Origin of the sequence: Pseudomonas sp. PvP001, assembly GCF_040546375.1 — a bacterium.
Lineage (GTDB): Bacteria > Pseudomonadota > Gammaproteobacteria > Pseudomonadales > Pseudomonadaceae > Aquipseudomonas > Aquipseudomonas coleopterorum.
Map to the genome: position 1 here is coordinate 4,681,359 of NZ_JBEPNQ010000001.1, position 23,359 is coordinate 4,704,717.

Consider the following 23,359-nt stretch of genomic DNA (forward strand, 5'->3'; position numbering starts at 1 on the left):
ATCATCAATGAATAACTACGACGTAGTGATTGTAGGGGGCGGTTTCACCGGCCTCACCGCAGCGTATGTACTGGCCAAGCAAGGCAAGAGCGTACAAGTCATCGAAGCGGACTCCACCCCTGGCGGCCTGGCCGGTATCTTCGAATTCGACGATGGCGTGCGTGTCGAGAAGTTCTATCACCACTGGTTCAACAACGACGTGTTCGTACCCGAGCTGGTCAAGGAACTGGGTCTGGAAGGCGACGTGATCCTGCTGCCGACCCGTACCGGCATGTACTTCAACGGCCGCATGTGGAAACTGTCCACGCCGCTGGACCTGTTGCGCTTCAAGGCATTGTCCTTCGTGGATCGTATTCGCCTGGGTCTGCTGGTGTTCCAGGTGCGCAAGATCAAGGACTGGAAGTCCATCGAGCACCTCAGCATCCGTGAATGGCTGGAAGGCATGTGCGGCAAGTCGGTGTACAAGGTGGTCTGGGAGCCGTTGATCGACTCCAAGTTCTCGGTCTACGCCGAAGCGGTCAACGCCGTGTGGATGTGGAAGAAGCTGGTACTTCGCGGCAGCACCCGTAACGACAAGGGTGGTGAAGAACTGGCTTACTTCAAAGGCGGTTTCGGTCGCTTGGCTGAAGCGCTGGTCTCGGCCATCCGTGAGCACGGTGGCGAAGTGAGCCTGAATACCAAGGTCCAGGGCCTGGTAACCGAAGGCAAGCAGATCACAGCCGTCACCACCGACAAAGGCGAAGTCGCCGGCAAGAAGTTCCTCTTCACGCCGTCGTTCCCGTTGATCGCGGATCTGTTCGAAGGCAAGGCCGACGACCAGTGGCTGGCCAAGCTGCGTCGCGTCAAGTACCTGGGCAACATGTGCCTGGTGCTGCGTTTGAAGCACAGCCTGTCCGACACCTACTGGTTGAACGTCAACGACCCGGGCTTTCCGTTCGTGGGCGTGATCGAACACACCAACTTCGACACCCCGGAAAACTACAAAGGTACGCACATCGCCTACCTGTCGCGCTACCTGGCGACTCAGGATCCGGTGTGGGCCTACAACGACGAGCAGTATCTGGACTTCGCTTTGGGCCACCTCAAGCGCATGTTCCCCAAGTTCGAGAAGGACTGGGTCGTCGACTACAAGGTATGGCGCTCCGAGTACGCACAGCCGGTGACCGAGCGTAACTATTCGCAGTATGTACCTGACGCTTCGACGCCGTACGACAATGCCTTGATCTCGACCATGGCGCAGATCTATCCGGAAGATCGTGGTACCAACTACGCTATCCGCGAAGGCCGGGCTGTGGCCAAGCGGCTGAAATAGGATCTCAATAGTCAATGAAATACTCCGAGTGTCCGACTGGTGCGGGCGCCCGGAGCTGTTTGAAGGATCCCAAAAAGGATGATGGCTACGCTCATCATGGAGATGTGAATGTCCTCACAAAATTTACCGTCAAAGCCAATGGTCTTTTTAATGCTGGTGTCTCTGGCATTATTGATCGTCCTTAATATTGACTATTTATGGGGTCATTCCGTAGACCTCGCCCACCACTACGTGCTTGTATTTAGAGTGGGGGAGCAATTCAATCTCGGAAATCCCGCAGATCCCTCTATGGGCGAAATGAACTTGTACCCGCGGCTTAGCCATATTTTCGCTGCGATTGTGGGATTTATTCTTGGGTCACCATTGCTTGGGCTCAACTTTACAGCGCTATTAGCCCTTTTCTTAATCTGGTTCTGCTACGTATATTTGCTTGGTACCTTGCCGCGAGCTTTAGCGTTAGCGAGTATGATCTCTCTGGCCTTGATATCGCTTTTTAATAAGCGAGTGTTACATCTCGAGGTCCATGGTGGAGAAATTCACGATAACTATTTCTTTTCTCAGTTGGTGGCTCAAAGCTTCAGCATGCTGGTTATTGTGCTAGGTTTGATCTGTGAGCGTAAGGCTGGACGGTGGTATGCCTACTTTGTCCTGACCATTGGTGTGGTCATCAATACTGGCGTGCACCTGCTTCCTACGCTTGAGCTACTAGGTGTCCTTGCATTCCTAGTATTGTTGGATGGTATCAAGGCGCGCCGTGACGCTGTGCGATGGGAGATTTGGTTTCTGCCGGTGGTTGTCATTCCTATTGTTGCGCTTGTGGCGGTATTGAGTAATCCGGCATTCGCCGCAATGCGAATGATTGCTGAGAATAATGGAGGTCTAAGTTTCGAACGGATTAGTTATCCTTTGGGCCTGATTGCTGTTTGCGTAACGCTGTTTATAATGTCGATCATAGCTGCCTGGATCTACCTGCGTCCAAACTCCCGGTATAGTTGGCCTTTACTCAAATATTTGGGAGCCTTAGGGTTTTCAATGGCCTCGCTTTGTATTTTGCAAATATTACTGGCGCAGTTTGGGTATGGTTCCGACTATGCTGCTAAGAAATATGGTAGCGGATTGCTAACATTGCTTCTGGTGTTTGCAAGTATTGGTGTAGGCGCTTTGCTGCTGCGTCTTCCACGAATCAACGCAATCAATCTACCTGGCTGGTTGATCCCTCCTGGTGTAGCAGCCTTATTTTTTTGTATCGCAACTAACGCCACTCCGCGCAACAGCGACTTTGACCTCTCGGATCTAATAGGCCTGGAAAAAAGTCTAGCTGGTTTATTGTCCAGTCAATACACGCCCGCTGTAGTGCCTAAGCAGGACGTAGTCATAGACGTGAGTAAGACTCCAACCTTTGATTATATGTTTTCATTGGCAATCTCGCGCACTTCACGTGAATACGCAACACCCGAAGTTTACTCTGCGCATGCCATCGCTGATCTGAACAACTACGAAAACGTGATCACTGCTCGCGGTGCACCTCGTTACGATAATCCAAAGTGTCGGCTTAATAGCAATCGGCTGCTCGTAGTAAACTCCGCAGCTTGTCTGGCGGCTGAGGCAGATAAGGTTGAAAAAGCGCGGACTGAATTCGACTTCTCTTCACAGAGCACGCTTCCGCAAGGTAGTGTCGATGGTTTCAGTATTCCGGAGCCACATGGTCGGTGGATGCTAAGTGCGAGCGCTAAGTTTACTTGGCTGCAGCCGAGCATTCAGCCCTCCGCGATGATAGTAGAGCTCGCGCCTTATTTAAATGTTCAGCACCCAGAACAGAGGCTTCTTATCAAGGTAAATGGTAATCCAGTTTATGAAGGTGTATATCGTTATAATGAGCCAATAAAGCCTTTTGAAGTCATAATGCCTACGGTGGGTGCTAAGAGTTATTTTATTGAGTTCTCCACACCGGATGCTGTTTCGCCAAAAGCTTTAGGCTTGGGTGATGATACTCGCGAGCTTAGTTTTTCTTTAAAGAGGCTGAGTTTTAAATGAGGGTGCATGTGTGATTAACTTTGTGAGGGTCAGTGCTGAAAAGGCAGGTGAGCGGAAGTGTGGTGAAAGCTCTTCATCGCTAGCTGTAAATTTCATAACTGACGCGGTAAGTATGCTAATAAGGCAATTTTATGCATGATACTGAAATCATACCTCACCACTTTAATTATCGGCATGTGGTGGTGTATTTCGTAATTGGTTTAGCGCTTCTGCTCCTTTGTTTGCTGCTTGGCCGCCTGGAGCCAGTGCGAGTTGGCGACGGCTCGGAGTACTACGCTCTTTACTTGGCATGGCGAGATACGCTCCGACCTTGGATGGGTGGTGCTTCGTACGCATCCTACCAACAGCTTTTCTCAGAGCACGGAATCGCTGAGTTGGTCACGCTAGACTGGTTAAGGAATGCATTCCCCTCCCTTCACCTTGGTGAGACAGCCGATTTCAATCACTTTTGGTTTTACAGTTTCCTAGCATTCATAGTAAGCAAAGTAGCCAGTTTTATAGGTCTGATGCTCAATCCGCATCAAGCATTTCTTGCGCTACATTGGCTATTGCTATTTGCAACCTGTTCTACTGCTTATAGGCTATATGGAGGTAGAGGCGTTGCAGTATTTGTAATACTTACATTTTGCTCGCCTATTATTTGGTTTGTGGACAAGGTTCACACTGAACTGCTGACCTATTGCGCGACATTAATTGGAATTATGCTTGTCTTCTCGCGCATGTACTTGGCAGCAGCATTTGCTATTGCCATTGCTGCAACGCAGAATCCCAGCTTCGCATTAGTCGCCTTTATTCCTTTCACCTACCGATTCATTCTGTTTCGAACGCAACGGTTCACATTGATCGAAGTTTGTATTGTGGTTGCGACAGTGCTTATGGTATTGGTCCATCCTGTGTATTATTTTCTTAGGTATGGTGTGGTGACACCCCAACTGCTTGCTGGCGGTGCATCGCTGGGCAGAAACCTATCAACGTTTTATATATGGATCTTGGATCCGGATCTTGGTTTGTTGCCAAATTGGCCAGTTGGAGTTTTCATTATAGGCACTGCATTAATATTGTTGAGGAGGAAGCCGCTTATTGCTTCGAGGGAAGGGTGTAAGCCATTCTATATTTTCCTGGCGGCGTTCTTTTTTATTAACTTTTATGCGCACTCATCGACTATTAATCTCAACTCTGCTGGCACTCCAGGCGTGGCTCGTTATTCCCTGTGGTATCTGCCGGCGTTCTTTCCGATTGTCTACTTCGTAGCCCGTTGTCTGCCGTTCCGAAATTGGGTGACAGCACTATGGGTGATAGTGCTTCTTGTTCTTGGGATTTATAGTGCGCGGGAAAATAACCCAGTCAGGCATGAGCAATATTCGGTGCCTTCATGGCTGTCCAATATGATTCAAACAGATTTTCCGAATCTCTATTTTCCACCCGATGAGGTCTTTGTTGAAAGGTATTCTGGATATGGCGAGGCTATATATTCCCTAAGGCCCCGCGCAATTCTCGGCCCCGACTGCCATAAGCTGTTTATATTTGGGGGTCAGCGTAATCAAATGGTGACGGCGCCATCGTCATGTGCACTTGATCTAATGAAGCTTGAGCAGACCATAGCTACCGAGTTTCCGATTACAGAGAAAGATCGCTACGTCCGACTAAGTGACAATCAGCTTAAATCAGCCATATTGGTGATGAAATTTGGTCATTATCCAGCTGGACCATCGGATGGTGGCGCACCAATGCTTGGCGCAGGCTGGCTGGATGTTGAACCATGGGGGCGCTGGTCTACGACTGACGCTACTTTGACTCTACCTTGCAATCCAGCACAGCCATACGCTGCAAGAAGCAGCGTCGATCTTATCTTGCATGTGCAGAGCTTTGCGAATCAACCCGTTCAGATACGGCAGGACGACATAGTCCTTTTCGACGGGCCGGTGCCCACTGATAATTTGATCCCTGTTCAGTTGCAGGTGGAAGGCTGCAAGGTTCCTTTCCTAACGCTAGGATTACATATAAAAAACGCCAAATCACCTCGTGAGCGTGGCTTATCTGAGGATACTAGGATCCTAGGTATAGGGTTGCGCGGGATCGATGTGTTGCCATAGATAAAGTGCCGGCGTGTGAGCGGGAATTGGCTTATGGGTGCTCAATGCGATAAACTTACACCGCTCTTTATGCTCAAACGCCGGTTGATCAGTAGGTGGATTTTGTTAGGTGAGAAATAGGACTGTTTGTCTACTATTCTACTCGGGCATGTATGCCTCCTATGCCGTATCGCTGGTAATTCTAGTGCGTGGGGGACTTCATTAAAGCGCTTGTCTATGCTGTATGCAGAATAGTATTGGCTTCATTACTTGGTTGATTAAAGTGGGTAGGATTTGCGTCGTGTGGCTCTAAAACTGTCTCGTCGCTTCTGGCACTCATCTTGGTGGTGGGTTTTAGTTTATGAGGCGTTCATTGAGGTTGGTGGTGAATAAGTTTCTGCATGTACGATAAGACCTATAGGCTCAATTCTGTAAATTATGCTTTATGTTTGCTGCTCTCGCGCTTGGAGTAACTCGCCTGCCGTAGTAGGAAATTCAAGTCGGCGTAATGATTTGCGGCGGAAGTACAGTTTCGAAAGCTGGCATGATAAGAAGATTAAAGTGGTCCACAAGGCGCGGAGTCGCTGGTCTAGAGTGCCTGCTTGCCTGTCGCTAGAGCCTTGGGTCTGTGAGACAATTATTAAGCGCTCCAACATGTACATGAGGATCTTCTTGGACAAGTCATTAAGGTGGCCGGTCCTACATGGCTGGTTGCCTTCACTAGCGTTGAAGAAATATGTACCAAAACGTATACATAGTTATCGGCTCAGAAACTGAGCACCCTACCACATAAGGTGGTTGCCTAACGCATGGTAAAGCGATAGAAGTTTTGGTGTCTATCTGGAACGACTTTCGAGCACGCTTGGATGTTCGTCCAAACCTTAATTTTATCGGTGAGCTGTGCAGTCTAACGGTCCCCAGTTGACGGTTGAGCCGAGAAATTGTCTACAATTTAGGATTCGCCGTCCGCCCGAGCCGGAGTTACGTCTCCCGTTGGCCGCGCCGCGACAGTCAAACCCCGGCCTTGATCGAGGCGATCACTGACCCCGACGTTTCATCCAGAACATCGCGCCCATACACGCCGCTTGCGCCGCCACAAGCGAATTGCTTATCAATAGCAGCACCAGCCGCGTCAGCCGTTTTCGCGGTTTTTCAGACCTAATCTGTCCTACCTGAAGCGACTTTCGCAGGCCTGGCTGTCTAAAGCTGGGCTGAGCTGGCGGGTATATGTATACTCCGCGGTTTACAGATAAGGCGCCGGTGCTTTGCGCTGCCGCAAGCGTGGTTCGGTTTCTCTTTCGCTGCCTCGTCGGCACTAAATGGAGTTGGTTAATTCGCATGAAAGCTATTGTCACTGGTATCACTGGTCAAGATGGCGCCTACCTGGCGGAACTGCTGCTGGAAAAGGGCTACACCGTTTACGGCACCTACCGCCGTACCAGCTCCGTCAACTTCTGGCGTATCGAAGAGCTGGGTATCCAGAACAACCCCAACCTGCACCTGGTTGAATACGACCTGACCGATCTGTCCGCCAGCATCCGCTTGCTGCAGACCACCGAAGCCACCGAGGTGTACAACCTCGCCGCGCAGAGCTTCGTGGGTGTTTCGTTCGAGCAGCCGCTGACCACCGCCGAAATCACTGGCCTGGGCGCTGTGAACCTGCTGGAAGCCATCCGCATCGTCAACCCGAAAGCGCGCTTCTACCAGGCTTCGACCTCCGAGATGTTCGGCAAGGTGCAGGCCATTCCTCAGATCGAGGAAACTCCGTTCTACCCGCGTAGCCCCTACGGTGTGGCCAAGCTGTACGCCCACTGGATGACCATCAACTACCGCGAGTCGTACGGCATCTTCGCTACCAGCGGCATCCTGTTCAACCACGAATCGCCACTGCGCGGTCGTGAGTTCGTGACCCGCAAGATCACCGACACTGTCGCCAAGATCAAGCTGGGCCTGCAGGAGACCCTGGAACTGGGCAACATGGACGCCAAGCGCGACTGGGGTTTCGCCAAGGAGTACGTCGAAGGTATGTGGCGCATGCTGCAGGCCGACGAGCCGGACACCTTCGTCCTGGCCACCAATCGTACCGAAACCGTGCGTGACTTCGTCACCATGGCGTTCAAGGCCGCGGACATCGAGATCAAGTGGCAGGGCGAAGCCGAAGCCGAGCAAGGCCTGTGCGCCAAGACCGGCAAGGTCCTGGTGTCGGTCAATCCGAAGTTCTACCGCCCGACCGAAGTCGACCTGCTGATCGGCAACCCGGCCAAGGCCAAGGAAGTACTGGGCTGGGCGCCGAAAACGTCGCTGGAAGAGCTGTGCCGCATGATGGTCGAGGCCGACCTGCGCCGCAATGAGCAAGGGTTCTCGTTCTGATGGCTAATGTCGGCAAGCGTGCATTGATCACTGGTATCCAGGGTTTCACCGGTCGCTACATGGCGGCCGAGTTGGCGGCTCATGGGTATGAAGTCATCGGCCTGGGCAGTCAGCCGTCAGAGGAGCCTGGTTACTACCAGGCCGACCTGAACGATGCGCCCAGGCTCGCCGCCTTGCTGGCAGAGCTGCAGCCAGACTATGTGATCCACCTCGCCGCGCTGGCGTTCGTGGGCCATGGTGTGGCTGATGCGTTCTATCAGGTCAACCTGATCGGGACGCGCAACCTGCTCGAGGCGCTCGCTGCTTCGGGCAAGGCGCCTGAATGTGTATTGCTGGCCAGTAGCGCCAATGTGTATGGCAATGCATCCGAAGGCATGCTGGATGAAGGCACGGCGCCCGCGCCGGCCAACGATTACGCCGTCAGCAAGCTGGCCATGGAATACATGGCCAGCCTGTGGCAAACCCGCTTGCCGATTGTCATTACCCGGCCGTTCAACTACACCGGGGTGGGGCAGGCGGACAATTTTCTGTTGCCGAAGATAGTTTCGCACTTCCGCCGCAAGGCCGAAGTCATCGAACTGGGCAACCTCGATGTATGGCGCGACTTCAGTGACGTTCGTGCGCTGGTGGCCGCCTACCGCGGGCTGTTGGAAAACAAGCCCCTGGGGCAGACCGTCAACGTCAGCTCGGGTGTCACCCATTCCCTGCGCGAAGTGATCGAGTTATGCGAAAGCATCACTGGCCACCGCATGCGCGTGGAAGTGAACCCCGCGTTCGTGCGGGCAAACGAAGTGAAGACGCTGTGCGGAGACAATACTCGCCTGCGCTCGCTGGTCGGCGACTGGCAGACCCCGCCCTTACGTGACACCCTCCAATGGATGTTGGCTGCCCAATAAATGAAGGTCGTCCTTTCCGTCGAGCCTGTCCGCTTTCCGCTGACGGGCATCGGTCGTTACACCTATGAGTTGGCGCGGCGCCTGCAGAACAGCCCCGAGATCACCGACCTGCAGTTCTTCGCCGGTCGCAGTTTCCTGTCAGGGTTGCCCAGTGCAGCCGATGCCTCCGGCAGTGGCTACAGCCTCAAGCGCGCGGTGCAGAAGAACTTTCTCGCCATCGAGGCCTATCGCCTGTTGATGCCGCTGCTCAAGGCCCGAGCCTTGAAGGCTCATGGCGACTGCCTGTATCACAGCCCCAATTATTATCTGCCGCCGTTCAAAGGGCCTCGTATCGCGACGTTTCACGACTTGTCGCCGTTCACCTGGTCCCAGTGTCATGCGCCGCAATTGGCGCGCTACCTGCAAAAAGAGCTGCGGCTGACCTTGAAGCGGGCCGATCGCCTGATCACCGATTCCGAATTCACGCGGCGCGAACTGGCTGAGTATTTCGACTGGCCCATCGAGCGGATCGATGCCGTACCGCTGGCCAGTTCACCGGAGTTTCATCCGCGCAGCGCCGCCGAAACCAGCGAAGTGCTCGCTCGTTATGGGCTGATGCACGAGGGATACAGCCTGTTCGCCGGCACCATCGAGCCCCGCAAGAACATCGAAACGCTGCTCACGGCCTACGAAAGGCTGCCGCTGGCTACGCGTCAGCGCTGGCCGTTGATCCTGGCCGGCTATCGGGGCTGGCGCAATGAAGCCATTTTCGCGCGCATCGAATCCGCGCAGCGCCAGGGCTGGGCGCGCTATCTGGGGTTCGTGCCGGCCGAGGACCTGCCGATCCTGTTCGCGGGCGCACGGTTGTTCGCCTTCCCGTCACTGTACGAAGGTTTTGGCCTGCCGGTGCTGGAGTCGATGAGTTCGGGCGTGCCGGTGGTGTGTTCCAATAACTCGTCGCTGCTCGAGGTGGCGGGTGATGCGGCGCTGATGTGCGAAGCAATGGACATCGAGACCTTGGCAAAGCATATGGCCCAGGCACTGGAAGACGTGAAATGGCGCGCCGCTGCACGGCAACGGGGTCTGGATCACACTAAAGGATTCTCGTGGGACCGATGCACCGAGCAAACGCTGATTGCCTATCGCAAGACGATGGAAGGCGAATGATGATAGTCCTAGGCTTCTACAAATACAAAGTAGCCCTCCTTAGTTTCGAGGCTCTAATAATGCGGATTTCAGTGTCGAGCCTGATACGCGGTGGTAGTTGCAGCCCTCCAGTATTGCCGTTTTTGATCGGTCTTAATGTCTAAATGAACAGATGGGAGCAAGTGATTTGATTTTTTCCGGCGGATCGAATTTGTTCTCTCGTGACCGAAAGACGTTAGAGAAAGTACCGTTTATTCTCCTTTTTTTCATAGTGGCTATGATTCTTGGATCATTGCTGAATGGCGCCACCTCGAAATTGTACTGGTCGAGCGATTATGCCATTTTCATGGTGGACATGCTTCATGCCTCTGAGTTCCAGCAGGCGGTAGGTATTTCGTCAAGATTTGGATGGGCTCATCCTGGTCCGCTTAACTATTACTTGCTTTTACCTTGGTATTGGTTATCAGATTCAGGAGAGCAGGGTTTGGTTGCAGGAACTTTTTTTTATAACACTCTCTTCTTAATGGGAGCAGCCTACACAGTTGGCAATGCAGCAGGAAGGGCTGTGGCTGCACTATTCGTTGTTACTGTTGTTAGTGTTATTTTCATGGCGATGGGGGCTGAATCTTTTTTTGACGTTCTGCTACCCTCTGCGACACTTTTTCCTTGGGTGCTGGCTGTCATTTTGGCATCTCTTGTCGCTATCAGAGGATTGAGGTACGTTCCGTTACTGGTGGGCACTCTGACCTATGTCACTCAGATGCATGTTGCGTTTTGGATGCCTGCGGCGGTTTTAGGTTTGAGTTGCGTCGTATTGTCTCTATATCACCAGCGCCCAATGAAAAAAGATATAATGTATGGTGTTGGATCGTTGGTTTTCGGATTCGTACTGTGGCTCCCTCCGTTATTGCAGATGGATAACTTGCGTGCTATTTTTGATTTTTTCTTATTACGGCCGGCTAGCGAGCATAGCGTTTGGGATGCATTTCGGGCGCTTCTAGTTTTGGTGGGACAGCCGATCCTTGGAATACCGCTACACTACCAAAATGTAGATTCAGAGCTACCCTCGCTTTTTATCGGATTTATGCTATTCGTTGGCTTGATTATTGGCGCTGTGCTCGCGTTCTTAAAAAAACATATTTTTGCGCAGGTTTTGGTTGTCATTCTGATCCTCCAAATATTTGTCTATATTTTCGCGTTGACGAAGATGGTAGGTCCTATTCTTCATCATAGCATTACCTTCTTTTCTTTATTGTCTGTTTTTATTATCCTTCAGCTAGTGGTTTTGTCAATGTCATACTGGAAGGGCTCCTATAAGGCGTTACCGATATATGTAATTGGCTTCATGATATTTGGATTGATATTTTCGGTGCCTGCATGGGTGTCTGCGGTAGGAAAGGTTGAGCGCCCTGATGAATCTGTAAAAGGCCTTTACGGAAGGCTTAGTTCTGCAGTCAGGCTCTGTGAAACTCCCCCGACGATTTTCATGAATCAAGAGAATTGGAAAATTTTAATCGGCGCTATTTCAGAGCTTTACAGGGCAGGCGGGGAGTTTTCAATCTATCCTGCAAACTGGCGGATTGTATTCGGTGGGCGAGTTCCCGTAGCTATCAATGAATGCCAGATAAGGTTTTCTAAAGATGATCAGGACGTTTCAGTTTCGATCGATTCAGATAGTTCGCCGTATGATTTGCGTCTCGTCTACGTAGCTAAAGATATGAAGTTCACTGGCTACGGTTCGGCCGTATTTGATCAAGAAAACCTCTCCGTGAAAGCCGAGAATTTTGTTGATGCTGGCCTTGTATCCAAAGAGTTGCTATTACCGTATGGAAGATATAAGATAGTTGGGCATTTTGATTGGAGCGTAGTATCTGCGAGCCCGTTAGCCAATGCTGCCCATTTCTCCATGCATGGTCGAGAAATGCTTAGCCCGATTTTTGCATCCGAAAAGCATGATGCTAAAATTACTAGCTACATAGATTCAGATGGTAGCCCTATGAGAATCTCTTTTGGTCTAGGTGGGTGGTCTGTGGGAAGTGGGGTGATTTCGATGAGGTCGCTTGAAATATATTCAATTAATACTGATAAGTGAGCAGGTTCTCGTGTCCAAGCCGAAATCATTCATTCCGCACAATGCCTTGGCTTTATTTGGGTTTGAGTGGGTTCGCAAACTTTGAGAGAGTCATTGTGCTCTGCCCTCTTTAATGCGGCTGGTTTATAGCTAATGTCAGGTAGGTAATAAGCTGGCAGTCGCGCTAACGAATCGAAAAAACTGAATGAAAGCAATCCTAAGTAGAGCCTTTGCTGCTAGAATCGATGACATTAGCGTATTCACTGCCCGCGCTTTGACCGCCTTTATAATGAAGGTGGCAGGTGATGCGGCGCTGATGTGCGAAGCGACGAACATTGATACCTTGGCGCAACTCATCGCGAAAGCGATGAAAGACCTTCAATGGCGCACAGACGCACGTGAACGGGGCCTGGCCCACAACGACGGCTTCTCGTGGGACCGCTGCACCGCGCAAACGCTGATCGCTTACCGCAAGACGTTGGAAAGCCGATGATCAAGGTGCTGCATTTTTTCAAGACCTACTTTCCCGATTCCATGGGCGGCGTTGAGCAGGTCATCTTCCAGCTGGCTGAAGGCTGTGCCGCTGGCGGTGTGGAGTCCGAGGTCCTGTACCTGAGCGATCGCGGCGCCGCGCGCAACGAGCGGGTAGGGCGCCACATCGCCCATCGCTCGAAACTGGATCTGCACGTGGCTTCCACCGGTTTTTCCTGGTCGGCACTGGGTGATTTCAAGGAATTGGCCAGCAAAGCGGACCTGATCCACTACCACTTTCCATGGCCGTTCATGGACCTGGTGCATTTTGCCAGCCGTACGGGCAAGCCGTCGGTGGTGAGTTATCACTCCGACATCATCAAGCAGAAGACTTTGCTCAAGCTGTACCAGCCGCTTATGAATCGCTTTCTCGGGGCCATGGACCGCATCGTCGTGTCATCGCCCGATTACGCGGCGAGCAGCCCGGTTCTGCAGCGCTTTCCCGAGAAGCTGTCGGTCATTCCCTTCGGTCTCGACCCGGCGACCTATCCCATGCCCGCCGCCGAGCGCCTGGCACACTGGCGTGGTCGCTTCCCGGGCAAGTTCTTTCTGTTCGTTGGCGCGCTGCGTTACTACAAGGGTTTGAACTACCTGCTGGACGCAGCCAAAGCCACTGGGCTACCGGTGGTGATTCTCGGCGGTGGTCATCTGGAGGCCGAACTCAAGGCTTACGCCCAGCAGTTGGACGTGGGCAACGTGCACTTTCTTGGCGGCCTGCCGGACGAAGACAAGGCGGCGCTGCTCACCTTGTGCCACGCCTTTGTCTTTCCTTCGCACCTGCGCTCCGAGTCGTTCGGTATTTCGCTGCTTGAAGGCGCGATGTACGGCAAGCCGATGATCTCGTGTGACATCGGCAGCGGCATGAGTTACATCAACCGCACCGGGGAAACAGGATGGGTGATTCCCCCGCGTGATTCTCAGGCGCTGGCGGCTGCCATGCAGGCGCTGTGGAACGACGAAACCATGGCCAGTGCCATGGGCGCCGCCGCATCGCGGCGTTTCCAGCAAGTATTCACCGCACAAGGAATGGCGGACAGTTATGTGCAGTTGTATCACGACGTATTGCAGCGTTAACCCACTCGACCAAGGTACTGGCTCATGATCTCGAAACCTGTTTTGATCACCGGTGCGTCGGGGTTCGTCGGCGCCGCCGTGGCGGCGCGTCTGGTGCAGCTGGGCTGCCCGAACACGCGGGCAGCAGTGCGCCGCGCCTACACGCAACTGCCTCTGGGCGTTGAAGGGTGCGTGGTCCCGACCCTGGCTGCCGATACCGATTGGACCAGCGCCCTGGCCGGCATCGACAGTGTGGTCCACGCCGCTGCGCGGGTGCATGTGATGCGCGAGTCCGCAACCGACCCGTTGGACGCGTTCCGCCGGGTGAACGTCGAAGGCACCCTGAACCTTGCTCGCCAGGCGGCCCAGGCCGGGGTTCGACGCTTCGTGTTCATCAGTTCGATCAAGGTCAATGGCGAAGCCACCGAGCCAGGCCGGCCGTTTCGTGCCGACGACGAGCCGGCACCCCAGGACGTCTACGGCGTGTCCAAGCTGGAGGCGGAAGTGGGCCTGCGTGCGCTGGCTGAGACCACGGGCATGGAAGTGGTGATCATTCGTCCGGTGCTGGTGTACGGGCCGGGTGTGCGTGCAAATTTCCATGCGCTGATGAGCCTGGTCAACAAAGGCGTACCGTTGCCATTCGGCAGAACCAGCAATCGCCGCAGCCTGGTCGCGCTGGATAACCTGGTGGACCTGGTGTGCACCTGCCTGGAACATCCGGCTGCGGCTCATCAAACCTTTCTGGTCAGTGATGGCGAAGCGGTGTCGACCGCAGGTCTGGTGCGAGCCATGGCAACGGCGCTGGGCAAGAAGCCGCGTCTGCTCGATGTGCCGCTGCCGTGGATGAGCCGCGTGGCCCAGGCGTTGGGGCAAGGCGCGGTGACGCAGCGTCTGTTCGAGTCCCTGGAAGTGGACATCGACAAGAACCGCCAGCTGTTGGGTTGGGAACCCTCCACCCGAATGGCCGAGGCATTGCTCGCCACCGCGCGGCCCTACGTGGAAGCGCGACGTAGATGAGCATGCCGGTGTGGCTGGTAATCGTTCTGGTGATGGCCTATGGGCTGACCTACGCCTTGCGCCGCTATGCCTTGGCATGCAGCCTGATGGACGTACCCAATGCGCGCAGCTCCCACACGGTGCCGACACCACGCGGCGGCGGGGTTGCCATCGTGCTGGTGTTCCTCGCGGCCATAACGCTGCTGACCCTGAATGGAACGCTGGACAGCCGCTCCTGGCTGGCGCTGTTCGGCAGTGGTGCGCTGGTGGCGGTGGTGGGTTTTCTCGACGACCATAATCACATTGCCGCGCGTTGGCGTCTGCTCGGGCATTTCGGTGCGGGCGCCTGGGCGTTGCTGTGGCTGGGCGGCATGCCGGGTGTGCTCGGTGCAGTCGATGGCCTTGCGCCGCTGTGGTGGGTGTTCGGCCTGTTGTATCTGGTGTGGATGCTCAACCTCTACAATTTCATGGACGGTATCGACGGCATCGCCAGTGTCGAGGCCATCTGCGTGTGCGCCGGAGCTTGTCTGATCTATGCAGTGGGCGGGCACCCGCAGTTGATGTGGCTGCCGGCCTTGCTCGCCGCAGCGGTGGCGGGCTTTCTGTTGTGGAACTGGCCGCCGGCGAAGATTTTCATGGGCGATGCGGGCAGCGGGTTTCTTGGGCTGATTCTGGGCATCCTCTCGGTCCAGGCCGCGTGGGTCGAGCCGAGTTATTTCTGGGCCTGGGTCATCCTGCTGGGGGTGTTCATCGTCGATGCGACGTTCACCCTGCTGCGCCGCCTGCTGCGCGGCGACAAGGTGTACCAGGCCCACCGAAGCCATGCCTATCAGTACGCTTCAAGGGTTTACGACAGACATCTGCCAGTCACCGTCGCAACGGCATTGATCACCCTGGGATGGCTGTTACCCATGGCTCTGTGCGTGACGGTTTTCGGTCTGAACCCCGCGTTAGGCACTTTCATTGCATACATCCCTTTGTTGTGGCTGGCTTTTCGTTATCATGCGGGGGAATTGGAACGCGCGTGAAATTGCGTTCGCGCACTGGTGCTATCGACTGATCGCACTTATGGTTACGTAGTTGCTGCAACCGACCGTTACGGTCAGGGGCCAATTGGGTCGAATGTCTATGGATAAGATACGTACACGCTTGCTGGGTTTGCCACGTCGCCAGAAGCGCATGCTGCAGGTGGTCACGGACATTGTGCTGGTCTGGGTCGCGCTGTGGATGGCATTCCTGGTGCGCCTGGGCGTCGAGGACATGTACAACCCGATTCGTGCGCACGACTGGTTGTTCATGGCCGCGCCGCTGGTGGCGATACCGCTGTTCATTCGTTTCGGGATGTATCGAGCGGTGATGCGCTACTTCGGCAACGATGCACTGGTGGCCATCGTCAAGGCCGTCAGCCTCTCGTCGTTGATCCTGGCTTTGGTAGTGTATTGGTACAGCAACCATCAGACCGTGGTGCCGCGCTCGATCATCTTCAACTACTGGTGGATCAGCCTGGTCATCATCGGCGGCTTGCGCCTGGCGATGCGTCAGTACTTCATGGGCGACTGGTTCAACGCGGTGCACAACGTGCCGTTCGCCGGGCGCGACGACCGCCTGACCAAGGTGGCGGTGTACGGTGCAGGTGTGGCGGGCAATCAACTGGTCGCCGCACTGCGCATGGGCCGGGTGATGCGTCCGGTGGCGTTCATCGATGATGATCCGAGCATCTCCGACCGGGTGATCGCCGGTCTTCAGGTGTTCAAGCCCAAGCATATCCAGCGCATGATCGAACTGACCGGCGCCGAGGAATTGCTGCTGGCGCTGCCGTCGACATCGCGTTCGCGGCGACGCGAAATTCTCAGCTTCCTCGAAAGCTTTCCGCTGCATGTACGCAGCGTGCCGAATTTCACCGCGCTGGCCAGCGGCGAGGTCAAGGTCGACGACATTCAGGAAGTGGACATCGCTGACCTGCTGGGGCGCGATTCGGTCCCTGCGCAGGATGACCTGCTCGAGCACTGCATTGCCGGCAAGTCGGTGTTGGTCACCGGGGCAGGGGGGTCGATTGGCTCCGAGCTGTGCCGACAGATCCTGGGTCTGGAGCCTGCGCTGCTGATTCTGCTGGACCATGGCGAATTCAATCTCTACACCATCAGCGGCGAACTGGAGCAGCGTGCGGCCCGCGAAGGGCTGAACGTACAGATGCTGCCGACCCTGGGCACGGTGCGTGACCAGGCCAAACTGCTCGAAGTGATGACCACCTGGAAGGTGGACACGGTGTACCACGCGGCCGCCTACAAGCATGTGCCGATGGTGGAACACAACATCGCCGAAGGCGTGCGCAACAACGTACTTGGCACGCTGAACTGTGCCCAGGCAGCGCTGCAGGCCGGAGTGGCCAATTTCGTGTTGATCTCCACCGACAAGGCCGTGCGCCCGACCAATGTGATGGGCAGCACCAAGCGCCTGGCGGAGATGACCCTGCAGGCGCTCAGCCGCGAGGTGGCGCCGGTGCTGTTCGGCGACCCGGCCAACGTGGCGCGGGTCAACAAGACGCGCTTCACCATGGTGCGTTTCGGCAATGTGCTGGGGTCGTCCGGCTCGGTGATCCCGCTGTTTCACAAGCAGATCAAGTCCGGTGGCCCGGTGACGGTGACCCACCCGAACATCACCCGCTATTTCATGACCATTCCCGAGGCCGCGCAACTGGTGATCCAGGCCGGTTCCATGGGGCGCGGTGGCGAGGTGTTCGTGCTGGACATGGGCGAGCCGGTGAAGATCATCGACCTGGCACAGAAGATGATTCACCTGTCGGGCCTGAGTATCCGTTCCGAACAGAACCCGCAGGGCGATATCGGCATCGAGTTCACCGGGTTGCGGCCGGGCGAGAAGCTGTACGAAGAGCTGCTGATCGGCAACAACGTGGTTGCCACCCGGCACCCGATGATCATGAGTGCCCATGAGGATCATTTGTCATGGGAAGGCCTCAAGACCGAACTGGCCGCGTTGCTGCGCGCACTGGATGAAGCCGATTTCGACCGGGTCCGCGAGATCCTGCAGGAAGCGGTGAGCGGGTACGCGCCCGAAGGCGAGATCGTCGATTGGCTGCACCTGCAGCAGCACCGTGGCGGCAACGATTGACCTGCCGCGCCGGCCTTTCCGATGCCGACAACCGCTCCTGCGCAGCCATCAGCGACGAGCGGTAGGTTTGGGTTATACTCGGTTTTTTTAAGTCCTAGGGCCCTCCAAATGCATCGCGGCGCCTAGATTGATAGAGGTTATGTCCTTGGTTTCGACCCTCTTCGGCATGTGCTGCGCCTCAAGGCTCGAGCGCCGATGCGACTCCGGTTGCCACGATCTGGGTAAACCATTGCAGACGATGGCTACCGCATGACGCTGCCTACGACATTGATCAGCGTTGTCGTGCCCACCTATAACTACGGTCGATACCTTCATCGCGTCCTGGACTCGATTCTCGATCAGTGGTCGGATGATCTGGAACTGATCATCGTGGACGATGGTTCTACCGATGACACCGCTCGGATCGTAGATGGCTACCTGCCGCGCTTTGCATCTGTCCAGTATCTCTATCAAGCCAACGCCGGTGCGGCGGCGGCGCGCAATCATGGCATCCGCGTGGCGAGAGGGCGCTTCATCCTGCCCGTCGATGCCGATGACGAGCTGATTCCGGGTGCAATCGCCGTCCTGCGCGCGATGGTGAAAGCCACACCTGGCACCGACGTGATCATCGGCGCTCACGTATCAGTCCATCCGGATGGCCGCGAACGCACTCGGCTTCCCGCCCCGGTGCCCGACTTGAGTGCCAAGGCCAAGATCTGCCGGTATCTGCTGCAAAAGCGTATTTCATTTGCGCCCAGCAGCATCCTGATCACCCGTGAACTCCTGATCAAGCGACCTTACGCGGAGCAACTGCGCTCTGGCGAGGACATTCCCGTGTTCGCGTATCTGTTGGTAGCCGCGCAAAAGATCATGATCACGGACCAGGTGATCGCCCGCATCCACAAACATCCCGACAGCCTGCGCAACGACCGACGGGATGAAGAAACATTGGCTCAGGCCATGACGACGGAAGTGTTTTCGACGCTTCCGGAAGAGTGCCAGCCGTTGCGCAGGCGCTACCAGGCGCAGCGCTACCTTTCCCTGTTTCGCGCAGCATTGCGCGAGAAGGAGCGTTCCAAGGCGCTCCACTACTATCGACGAGCCCTGTATCTCAGTGGGCCGCAAGCGTTGCGCTGGGTTTACCTGCGCAAGGCCATCAATTTGTTCTTCAAGGATTAGCCTGCATGTGGTCAGCGGTTTCAGCGGCGAGACATAACTCACCGTCTTCGGTATTCAACAACCTTTCGCCTCTGTGGCTGACCTTCATCGGCAGCCTGGTGTTGTCGCTCATAGCGATGGCAGGCACCGACATCCTGGCCCGTGATGCCGCGTTCTACATGGATATAGCGTACCAGGCGAGCCGCCACGGTTCAGGCATTGCGCTGGAGATGTTCAACTGGCCCTGGTTCGCGCTGCTGATCGCGGGCACGCATTCGGTGACCGGCCTGCCACTGGAGTGGTGCGCCCACCTGTATTGCGCGCTGTTCATGGCCGGGACCTGTACGCTGCTGGTCGACTGCATCCGCCAGCGTGTGCCAGAGGCGACGTGGTGGGCGTGCCTTGTCGTGCTCGCCATGCCGGCGATCAACCAGTTTCGCTGGGACATCATCCGCGAGGATGGCTTTTGGTTCTTCTGTACGCTGGCGCTATGGCTCACGCTGCGCTGGGAAACCCACGGTGGCTGGTTGCGCGCCTCGGCTATCTACCTGGCCGTCGCTGCCGCCGTGCTGTTCCGGCTTGAAGCCTTGACGCTCCTGGTTGCATTGGGTGCATGGCAACTGCCCAATCTGTTCATCAGCGGACGGCGCCGTCAATTCCTGGAGTTTTTCTGCCTGCCGCTGGTGCTGCTCGTTCCAGTCCTGGCCGTGTTGGCGATGTATGTGGACTGGCAGTCCAGCCGTATCGAACTGATGATGGCGCTGATCAGCCCGCAATCCATATTGACCAACTTCAATACGCTGGCGCATCAGTTCGGTAGTTCGCTGATCAACAAATACTCTGTGGATGAAGCCGGACGCATCATCTTTTTCGGTCTGCTGGCGTCGCTTCTGATCAAGACAGTCAGCATGATGGGCCCGTTCGCCCTGCCGTTTCTGTGGCCGCGGTCCTGGAGCCTTTGGCAGCTGTACTGGAAGTCCTTCCGCCCATTCGCCTACGTTGCTGCGGCCTATCTGGTCGTCATGATGCTGTTCTTCATCCATTCACAGTTCATGATCGGCCGCTATCTGAGCTTCCTCGATGTGCTGCTTCTGCCGTTGCTGGCGGTTGCGCTGGCACGGTTGGCCCAGGCGTATCCGAAACTGGGCAAGGCGATGCTGGTGCTTGGCGTGCTGATGATGCTGGCGAATGTCATCTCCCTGGGTGGCAAGAAAACCAACTTCGTCGCCGCTGGCCAATGGGTTGCGCAGCACATCGAAGAACAGACGCCGGTGTTCTATGAAGATGGGCGCATTTCCTACTATGCCGGGCGCGGGTATCCGCAGCCGACACTACCTCGCGAAACCGCAATCGCTCCTGGCAGTTTCGAGCGTTACCAGTACTTCGTTTTCGAAGCCGCTGAAAGCGAGCCCTGGCTGCAGGCGTGGATGGCCGAACATCACATGAGGGTTCTGGCCAGCTTCCCTCAGCGAAAAGGCAAGACCGTGACGGTGGTTGGCCGCTGATGTCACATCCACTTGGATCACTGCGCAGGCAGGTGGCGTCGATGCATTCGTGTACTGAGGTAGAGGTATGAAAGTCTTGCTGTTGGTGATGGACGAGCAGCGCGTGCTGCTCGACCGCCTGTACGACATCATTCGCCAGCATTGTGATGACTGCGTGATCATGCGGCTCACCAAGGCGCAGCAGATGAACCTGGGTCCGTTTCTCGCGTCGGTGAATCACCAGGACTTCGATCGCGTGGTGGTTTTCTCCCGCGTCAAGCGTCTAGCGCCTCAGTGGCGAGTCCTGAAGTGCGTGCCCGGATTGATCTTTCTGGAGCATGACGCCTATCAGAACTACATGCCCAACAGTAAGTACCGTCACATGTATTCCCGTCTGTATGCTCGCCTGCCTGCTTGCCGGGCCTTGGTGTCCGGTGCGGTGGTCGCACAGCGCATGCAGGCCGAAGGCATAGACGCACTGTTCATTTCCAAGGGCTATGACGATGCCATGCTGACCAACCTGGGCGGAACGCGTGACATTCCCCTGGGCTTTCTCGGCAGTCTGAAAAGCAAGGAATATGCGCAACGCCGGGCCATCCTCGAGTCCCTGGCCAGCAAGACGGGGATGCTGATCGCCAAGACCGCGTCGGGCGAGGAGTATCTGCAGACACTCAACCGCATCAAGGTATTCGTCAGTGCCGATATCGGTATGGGCGAGTTCATGATCAAGAACTTCGAAGCGCTGGCCTGTGGTTGCGTGCTGCTGGCCTGGAGTCAAGGCGAGGAGGACCGTCTGCTGGGATTTCAGGACATGCACAACGTGGTGTTCTACCGTTCAGAGGCCGAGGCATTGGAAAAAATTGCCTTGCTTGAGAGCGACCCCGTGCTCGCGGCTCGGATTGCTGAAAATGGCCAGGCATTCGCCCGTGACAACTACAGCTTCGCGCGGGTCGGACGGGATCTGGCTGCGGCGATCCAGGCGCCGATGCGTCGCTGGCAGGCGCCCGGGCCGCTGACGCAGTGGTGGGTGAAGATGCGTTTCGGGCTGAAGGTGCCGAGCCAGTGAACCACGGCGATATGAATCTGGCCGCTTTGCCGGGGGGGGATCAGGATATCCTCGGTGCTTTCGACGAAGGTTTGCTCGATTGCCTTCGCCGTGCCGAGCGAGTGGTGCTGGTGGCCAATAACCCTGCCATTGGCCAGGCCGACGTCGACGCACTGTCGCTGGGGCCCCGTGATGCAGTGGTCAGTTTCAATACCTGCCTGAAGTGGCCGCTGCTCAGTAGCCTGAGCACGAATATCTTCATCCACGGCTACAATGCGCCTGACCAGTATTTCTTCGGTCTGCCTCATGGGCCTGGAGTGCAGGCGTTGTGGCAAGCTCCCGAGGCTCGCTGCTTTACGATACTGGTGGGTGTTGCCCATCCCATGTCACCCGTCAAAGGTGTTTCGCTGTTTCGCGAACGCATTCCGTTGCCCACGCTGTGGAATTATCCCAGTGCCCACGCCAACGGCAAACGATTCGTCGGCCCGTCGACGGGCTTCAATGCACTGGTACTGTTCGACTGGCTGCGCCGTGACCAGGGCATGGACTTCCGTCTGCTGACCCTCGGCTACTCCAATGATGGCGGCAAGCTCTGGAGTGGGCATGCCTGGGACTACGAGCGGGCCTGGCTGGCCAACGCCGACGTTGAAACCCTGGCTCTGCAGCGCCAGCCAAGCTGGTGGCAGCGCTTGTTGAAACGCCGATAAAAAGTGTAACTACCTCCGTTCAGGAAAGATCACGTGTTGAAAGTGGCCGTCGCGTTCTTTGGCATCCCCAGAAATTCAGCAATATGCTTCCCGTCGATCCAGAAGCAGGTGCTTGCACAGATCCCGCAAGGGGCGAACGTGCAGTGCTTTTATCATCTGTACCAGACTGACACCGTTTCGAACCGACGCTCGGGCGAGGACGGCTCCCTGAGCGCTTCCAATTATGATCCGTTCCTGACCATGACCGGAGCGCTCGAACGAGACACCGGTGTGCTGGAGCGGTGGGAGTTCGAACGGATCAAGGCACTGGGCGATACCTGGGGGGATGAGCACGCATCGGTCCGCAACCTGCTCCTGCAACTGCACTCCTTGCATAGCGTGACTGCAAGGGTGGAGGCGTTCGATCCGGACTTCGTCATCTTCGTTCGGCCTGATCTCAAGTATCACGATCCTCTGCCCGGCTATGTATTCGAGCAGCCTGATGCTCGTCGTTTGAATGCCTACATTCCCAATTGGCAGTGGTGGGGAGGCTTGAACGATCGATTCGCGATTTGCGGGCGTGACGTTTACCAGGCCTATGGGCGCCGAATAGAGCGCATTTTCGAATTTTCCAAGGCCACGGGTCGCAAGTTGCACTCCGAGCGTCTGCTCAAGTTCGCCCTTCAACAGGCCAATGCCAAGATCTGCCTGCTGGCGACCACGGCTTCACGTGTCCGCATCAATGGGGAATATGCGGAAGAGGATTTCACCGGCAAGCATGGCATGGGCAAGCGCGAAAACCGTTACCTGCATCCCGTTGCGTACTGGCGAACATGGTTCGATGCCCGGCGCAGGTCATCATAGGTTGGCTTCGTGAAAGGAGCTGCGCGGCTCAAGGGCTGACCCATATTTTCTTACACTTGCTCGGATGGGCGTCAGGGGTCGGAATGCACGCAGGGCGCGCGCTGCGACATGTTCCCTAACACCGTGCAGGTGGACTGTCTGGCTTCATTGGCTAATGTGTGCGAGCGGCTTTGGAATGCCGCTTACCTCACGTCAATCATGGAGCGTACACAGTGCTTAGAGCGTTTTTCTCCTATTTACTATTGGCCATCCTGGCAAGTTCTCCAGGACTGGTTCATGCCGCGCCAGCCTCCAGAGTGGAAGCATCGACGCTTGCGGCAAGGCAGATGCCGGTGCCAAACCGGGTTCACTTGAATACTGCCGATGCAGAGACCTTGAAGCGCGAGCTTTCGGGAATAGGGCGCACCAAGGCCGAAGCTATCGTGAAACACCGCGAGGCTTATGGACCCTTCGATTCCATAGACGAGTTGCTCGAAGTGAAAGGCATAGGCAAGACCTTGTTCGAGCGTAATCGCGAGAAACTTGCATTGTGAGCCCTCTATCGGGGGTCACCG

18 protein-coding genes are annotated in these 23,359 nt (G+C 55.8%); all 18 read left to right on the forward strand.

Annotated elements, in window-relative coordinates; genetic code table 11:
• Nucleotides 1-7: 7 nt before the first annotated feature.
• The gene (locus ABMD26_RS21370; protein WP_354311715.1) at nt 8-1,312 is read left to right on the forward strand and encodes an NAD(P)/FAD-dependent oxidoreductase; all 1,305 of its coding nucleotides are present in this window, start codon (nt 8-10) and stop codon (nt 1,310-1,312) included.
• A 108-nt stretch (nt 1,313-1,420) separates the two neighbouring features.
• Nucleotides 1,421-3,346, forward strand: coding sequence for a putative glycosyltransferase family protein (locus tag ABMD26_RS21375; RefSeq protein ID WP_354311716.1), 1,926 nt, complete (start codon nt 1,421-1,423; stop codon nt 3,344-3,346).
• A 131-nt stretch (nt 3,347-3,477) separates the two neighbouring features.
• On the forward strand, nt 3,478-5,439 hold the full coding sequence (locus ABMD26_RS21380; RefSeq protein WP_354311717.1) for a hypothetical protein: 1,962 nt from the start codon (nt 3,478-3,480) through the stop codon (nt 5,437-5,439).
• Between the two features lie 1,317 nt (nt 5,440-6,756).
• Nucleotides 6,757-7,788, forward strand: a complete 1,032-nt coding sequence (gmd, locus tag ABMD26_RS21385; protein WP_090358543.1) for a GDP-mannose 4,6-dehydratase — start codon at nt 6,757-6,759, stop codon at nt 7,786-7,788.
• Nucleotides 7,788-8,684 carry a GDP-mannose 4,6-dehydratase gene (locus ABMD26_RS21390; RefSeq protein ID WP_354311718.1) on the forward strand — a complete coding sequence of 299 codons (897 nt, stop codon included), beginning with the start codon at nt 7,788-7,790 and terminating at the stop codon, nt 8,682-8,684. Before gmd ends, ABMD26_RS21390 begins: the two co-directional genes overlap by 1 nt.
• The gene (locus ABMD26_RS21395; RefSeq protein ID WP_354311719.1) at nt 8,685-9,830 is read left to right on the forward strand and encodes a glycosyltransferase family 4 protein; all 1,146 of its coding nucleotides are present in this window, start codon (nt 8,685-8,687) and stop codon (nt 9,828-9,830) included.
• A 151-nt stretch (nt 9,831-9,981) separates the two neighbouring features.
• Entirely contained in the window at nt 9,982-11,901 is a 1,920-nt protein-coding gene (locus tag ABMD26_RS21400) for a hypothetical protein (RefSeq protein ID WP_354311720.1), read from the forward strand.
• Nucleotides 11,902-12,085: 184 nt separating this feature from the next.
• Complete coding sequence (locus tag ABMD26_RS21405; RefSeq protein WP_354311721.1) at nt 12,086-12,373, forward strand: hypothetical protein; 288 nt, start codon at nt 12,086-12,088, stop codon at nt 12,371-12,373.
• Entirely contained in the window at nt 12,370-13,485 is a 1,116-nt protein-coding gene (locus ABMD26_RS21410; RefSeq protein WP_354311722.1) for a glycosyltransferase, read from the forward strand. Before ABMD26_RS21405 ends, ABMD26_RS21410 begins: the two co-directional genes overlap by 4 nt.
• A 24-nt stretch (nt 13,486-13,509) precedes the next feature.
• A complete protein-coding gene (locus ABMD26_RS21415; protein WP_354311723.1) occupies nt 13,510-14,481 on the forward strand; it encodes a UDP-glucose 4-epimerase family protein in 972 nt (323 codons plus the stop codon).
• A 2-nt stretch (nt 14,482-14,483) separates the two neighbouring features.
• A complete protein-coding gene (locus tag ABMD26_RS21420; protein WP_354311857.1) occupies nt 14,484-15,488 on the forward strand; it encodes an MraY family glycosyltransferase in 1,005 nt (334 codons plus the stop codon).
• A gap of 100 nt (nt 15,489-15,588) precedes the next feature.
• The gene (locus tag ABMD26_RS21425; RefSeq protein WP_320521778.1) at nt 15,589-17,589 is read left to right on the forward strand and encodes a polysaccharide biosynthesis protein; all 2,001 of its coding nucleotides are present in this window, start codon (nt 15,589-15,591) and stop codon (nt 17,587-17,589) included.
• A 249-nt stretch (nt 17,590-17,838) separates the two neighbouring features.
• Nucleotides 17,839-18,747, forward strand: a complete 909-nt coding sequence (locus tag ABMD26_RS21430; RefSeq protein WP_134721940.1) for a glycosyltransferase family 2 protein — start codon at nt 17,839-17,841, stop codon at nt 18,745-18,747.
• 5 nt (nt 18,748-18,752) lie between these two features.
• On the forward strand, nt 18,753-20,231 hold the full coding sequence (locus tag ABMD26_RS21435; protein ID WP_354311724.1) for an ArnT family glycosyltransferase: 1,479 nt from the start codon (nt 18,753-18,755) through the stop codon (nt 20,229-20,231).
• Between the two features lie 67 nt (nt 20,232-20,298).
• On the forward strand, nt 20,299-21,276 hold the full coding sequence (locus tag ABMD26_RS21440; RefSeq protein ID WP_354311725.1) for a glycosyltransferase family protein: 978 nt from the start codon (nt 20,299-20,301) through the stop codon (nt 21,274-21,276).
• Between the two features lie 11 nt (nt 21,277-21,287).
• Nucleotides 21,288-21,962 carry a hypothetical protein gene (locus ABMD26_RS21445; protein WP_354311858.1) on the forward strand — a complete coding sequence of 225 codons (675 nt, stop codon included), beginning with the start codon at nt 21,288-21,290 and terminating at the stop codon, nt 21,960-21,962.
• Nucleotides 21,963-21,995: 33 nt separating this feature from the next.
• Nucleotides 21,996-22,805 carry a hypothetical protein gene (locus ABMD26_RS21450; protein ID WP_354311726.1) on the forward strand — a complete coding sequence of 270 codons (810 nt, stop codon included), beginning with the start codon at nt 21,996-21,998 and terminating at the stop codon, nt 22,803-22,805.
• Nucleotides 22,806-23,017: 212 nt separating this feature from the next.
• The gene (locus tag ABMD26_RS21455) at nt 23,018-23,338 is read left to right on the forward strand and encodes a ComEA family DNA-binding protein (RefSeq protein ID WP_134721943.1); all 321 of its coding nucleotides are present in this window, start codon (nt 23,018-23,020) and stop codon (nt 23,336-23,338) included.
• The last annotated feature ends 21 nt before the right edge of the window (nt 23,339-23,359 follow it).

Coding starts and splice junctions, on each gene's coding strand:
- ABMD26_RS21440 (WP_354311725.1), top strand. CDS start 20,299: ATGAAAGTCTTGCTGTTGGTGATGGACGAGCAGCGCGTGCTGCTCGAC.
- ABMD26_RS21400 (WP_354311720.1), top strand. CDS start 9,982: ATGGGAGCAAGTGATTTGATTTTTTCCGGCGGATCGAATTTGTTCTCT.
- ABMD26_RS21445 (WP_354311858.1), top strand. CDS start 21,288: ATGAATCTGGCCGCTTTGCCGGGGGGGGATCAGGATATCCTCGGTGCT.
- ABMD26_RS21405 (WP_354311721.1), top strand. CDS start 12,086: ATGAAAGCAATCCTAAGTAGAGCCTTTGCTGCTAGAATCGATGACATT.
- ABMD26_RS21435 (WP_354311724.1), top strand. CDS start 18,753: ATGTGGTCAGCGGTTTCAGCGGCGAGACATAACTCACCGTCTTCGGTA.
- ABMD26_RS21370 (WP_354311715.1), top strand. CDS start 8: ATGAATAACTACGACGTAGTGATTGTAGGGGGCGGTTTCACCGGCCTC.
- ABMD26_RS21395 (WP_354311719.1), top strand. CDS start 8,685: ATGAAGGTCGTCCTTTCCGTCGAGCCTGTCCGCTTTCCGCTGACGGGC.
- ABMD26_RS21375 (WP_354311716.1), top strand. CDS start 1,421: ATGTCCTCACAAAATTTACCGTCAAAGCCAATGGTCTTTTTAATGCTG.
- ABMD26_RS21420 (WP_354311857.1), top strand. CDS start 14,484: ATGCCGGTGTGGCTGGTAATCGTTCTGGTGATGGCCTATGGGCTGACC.
- ABMD26_RS21430 (WP_134721940.1), top strand. CDS start 17,839: ATGACGCTGCCTACGACATTGATCAGCGTTGTCGTGCCCACCTATAAC.
- ABMD26_RS21425 (WP_320521778.1), top strand. CDS start 15,589: ATGGATAAGATACGTACACGCTTGCTGGGTTTGCCACGTCGCCAGAAG.
- ABMD26_RS21410 (WP_354311722.1), top strand. CDS start 12,370: ATGATCAAGGTGCTGCATTTTTTCAAGACCTACTTTCCCGATTCCATG.
- gmd (WP_090358543.1), top strand. CDS start 6,757: ATGAAAGCTATTGTCACTGGTATCACTGGTCAAGATGGCGCCTACCTG.
- ABMD26_RS21415 (WP_354311723.1), top strand. CDS start 13,510: ATGATCTCGAAACCTGTTTTGATCACCGGTGCGTCGGGGTTCGTCGGC.
- ABMD26_RS21380 (WP_354311717.1), top strand. CDS start 3,478: ATGCATGATACTGAAATCATACCTCACCACTTTAATTATCGGCATGTG.
- ABMD26_RS21390 (WP_354311718.1), top strand. CDS start 7,788: ATGGCTAATGTCGGCAAGCGTGCATTGATCACTGGTATCCAGGGTTTC.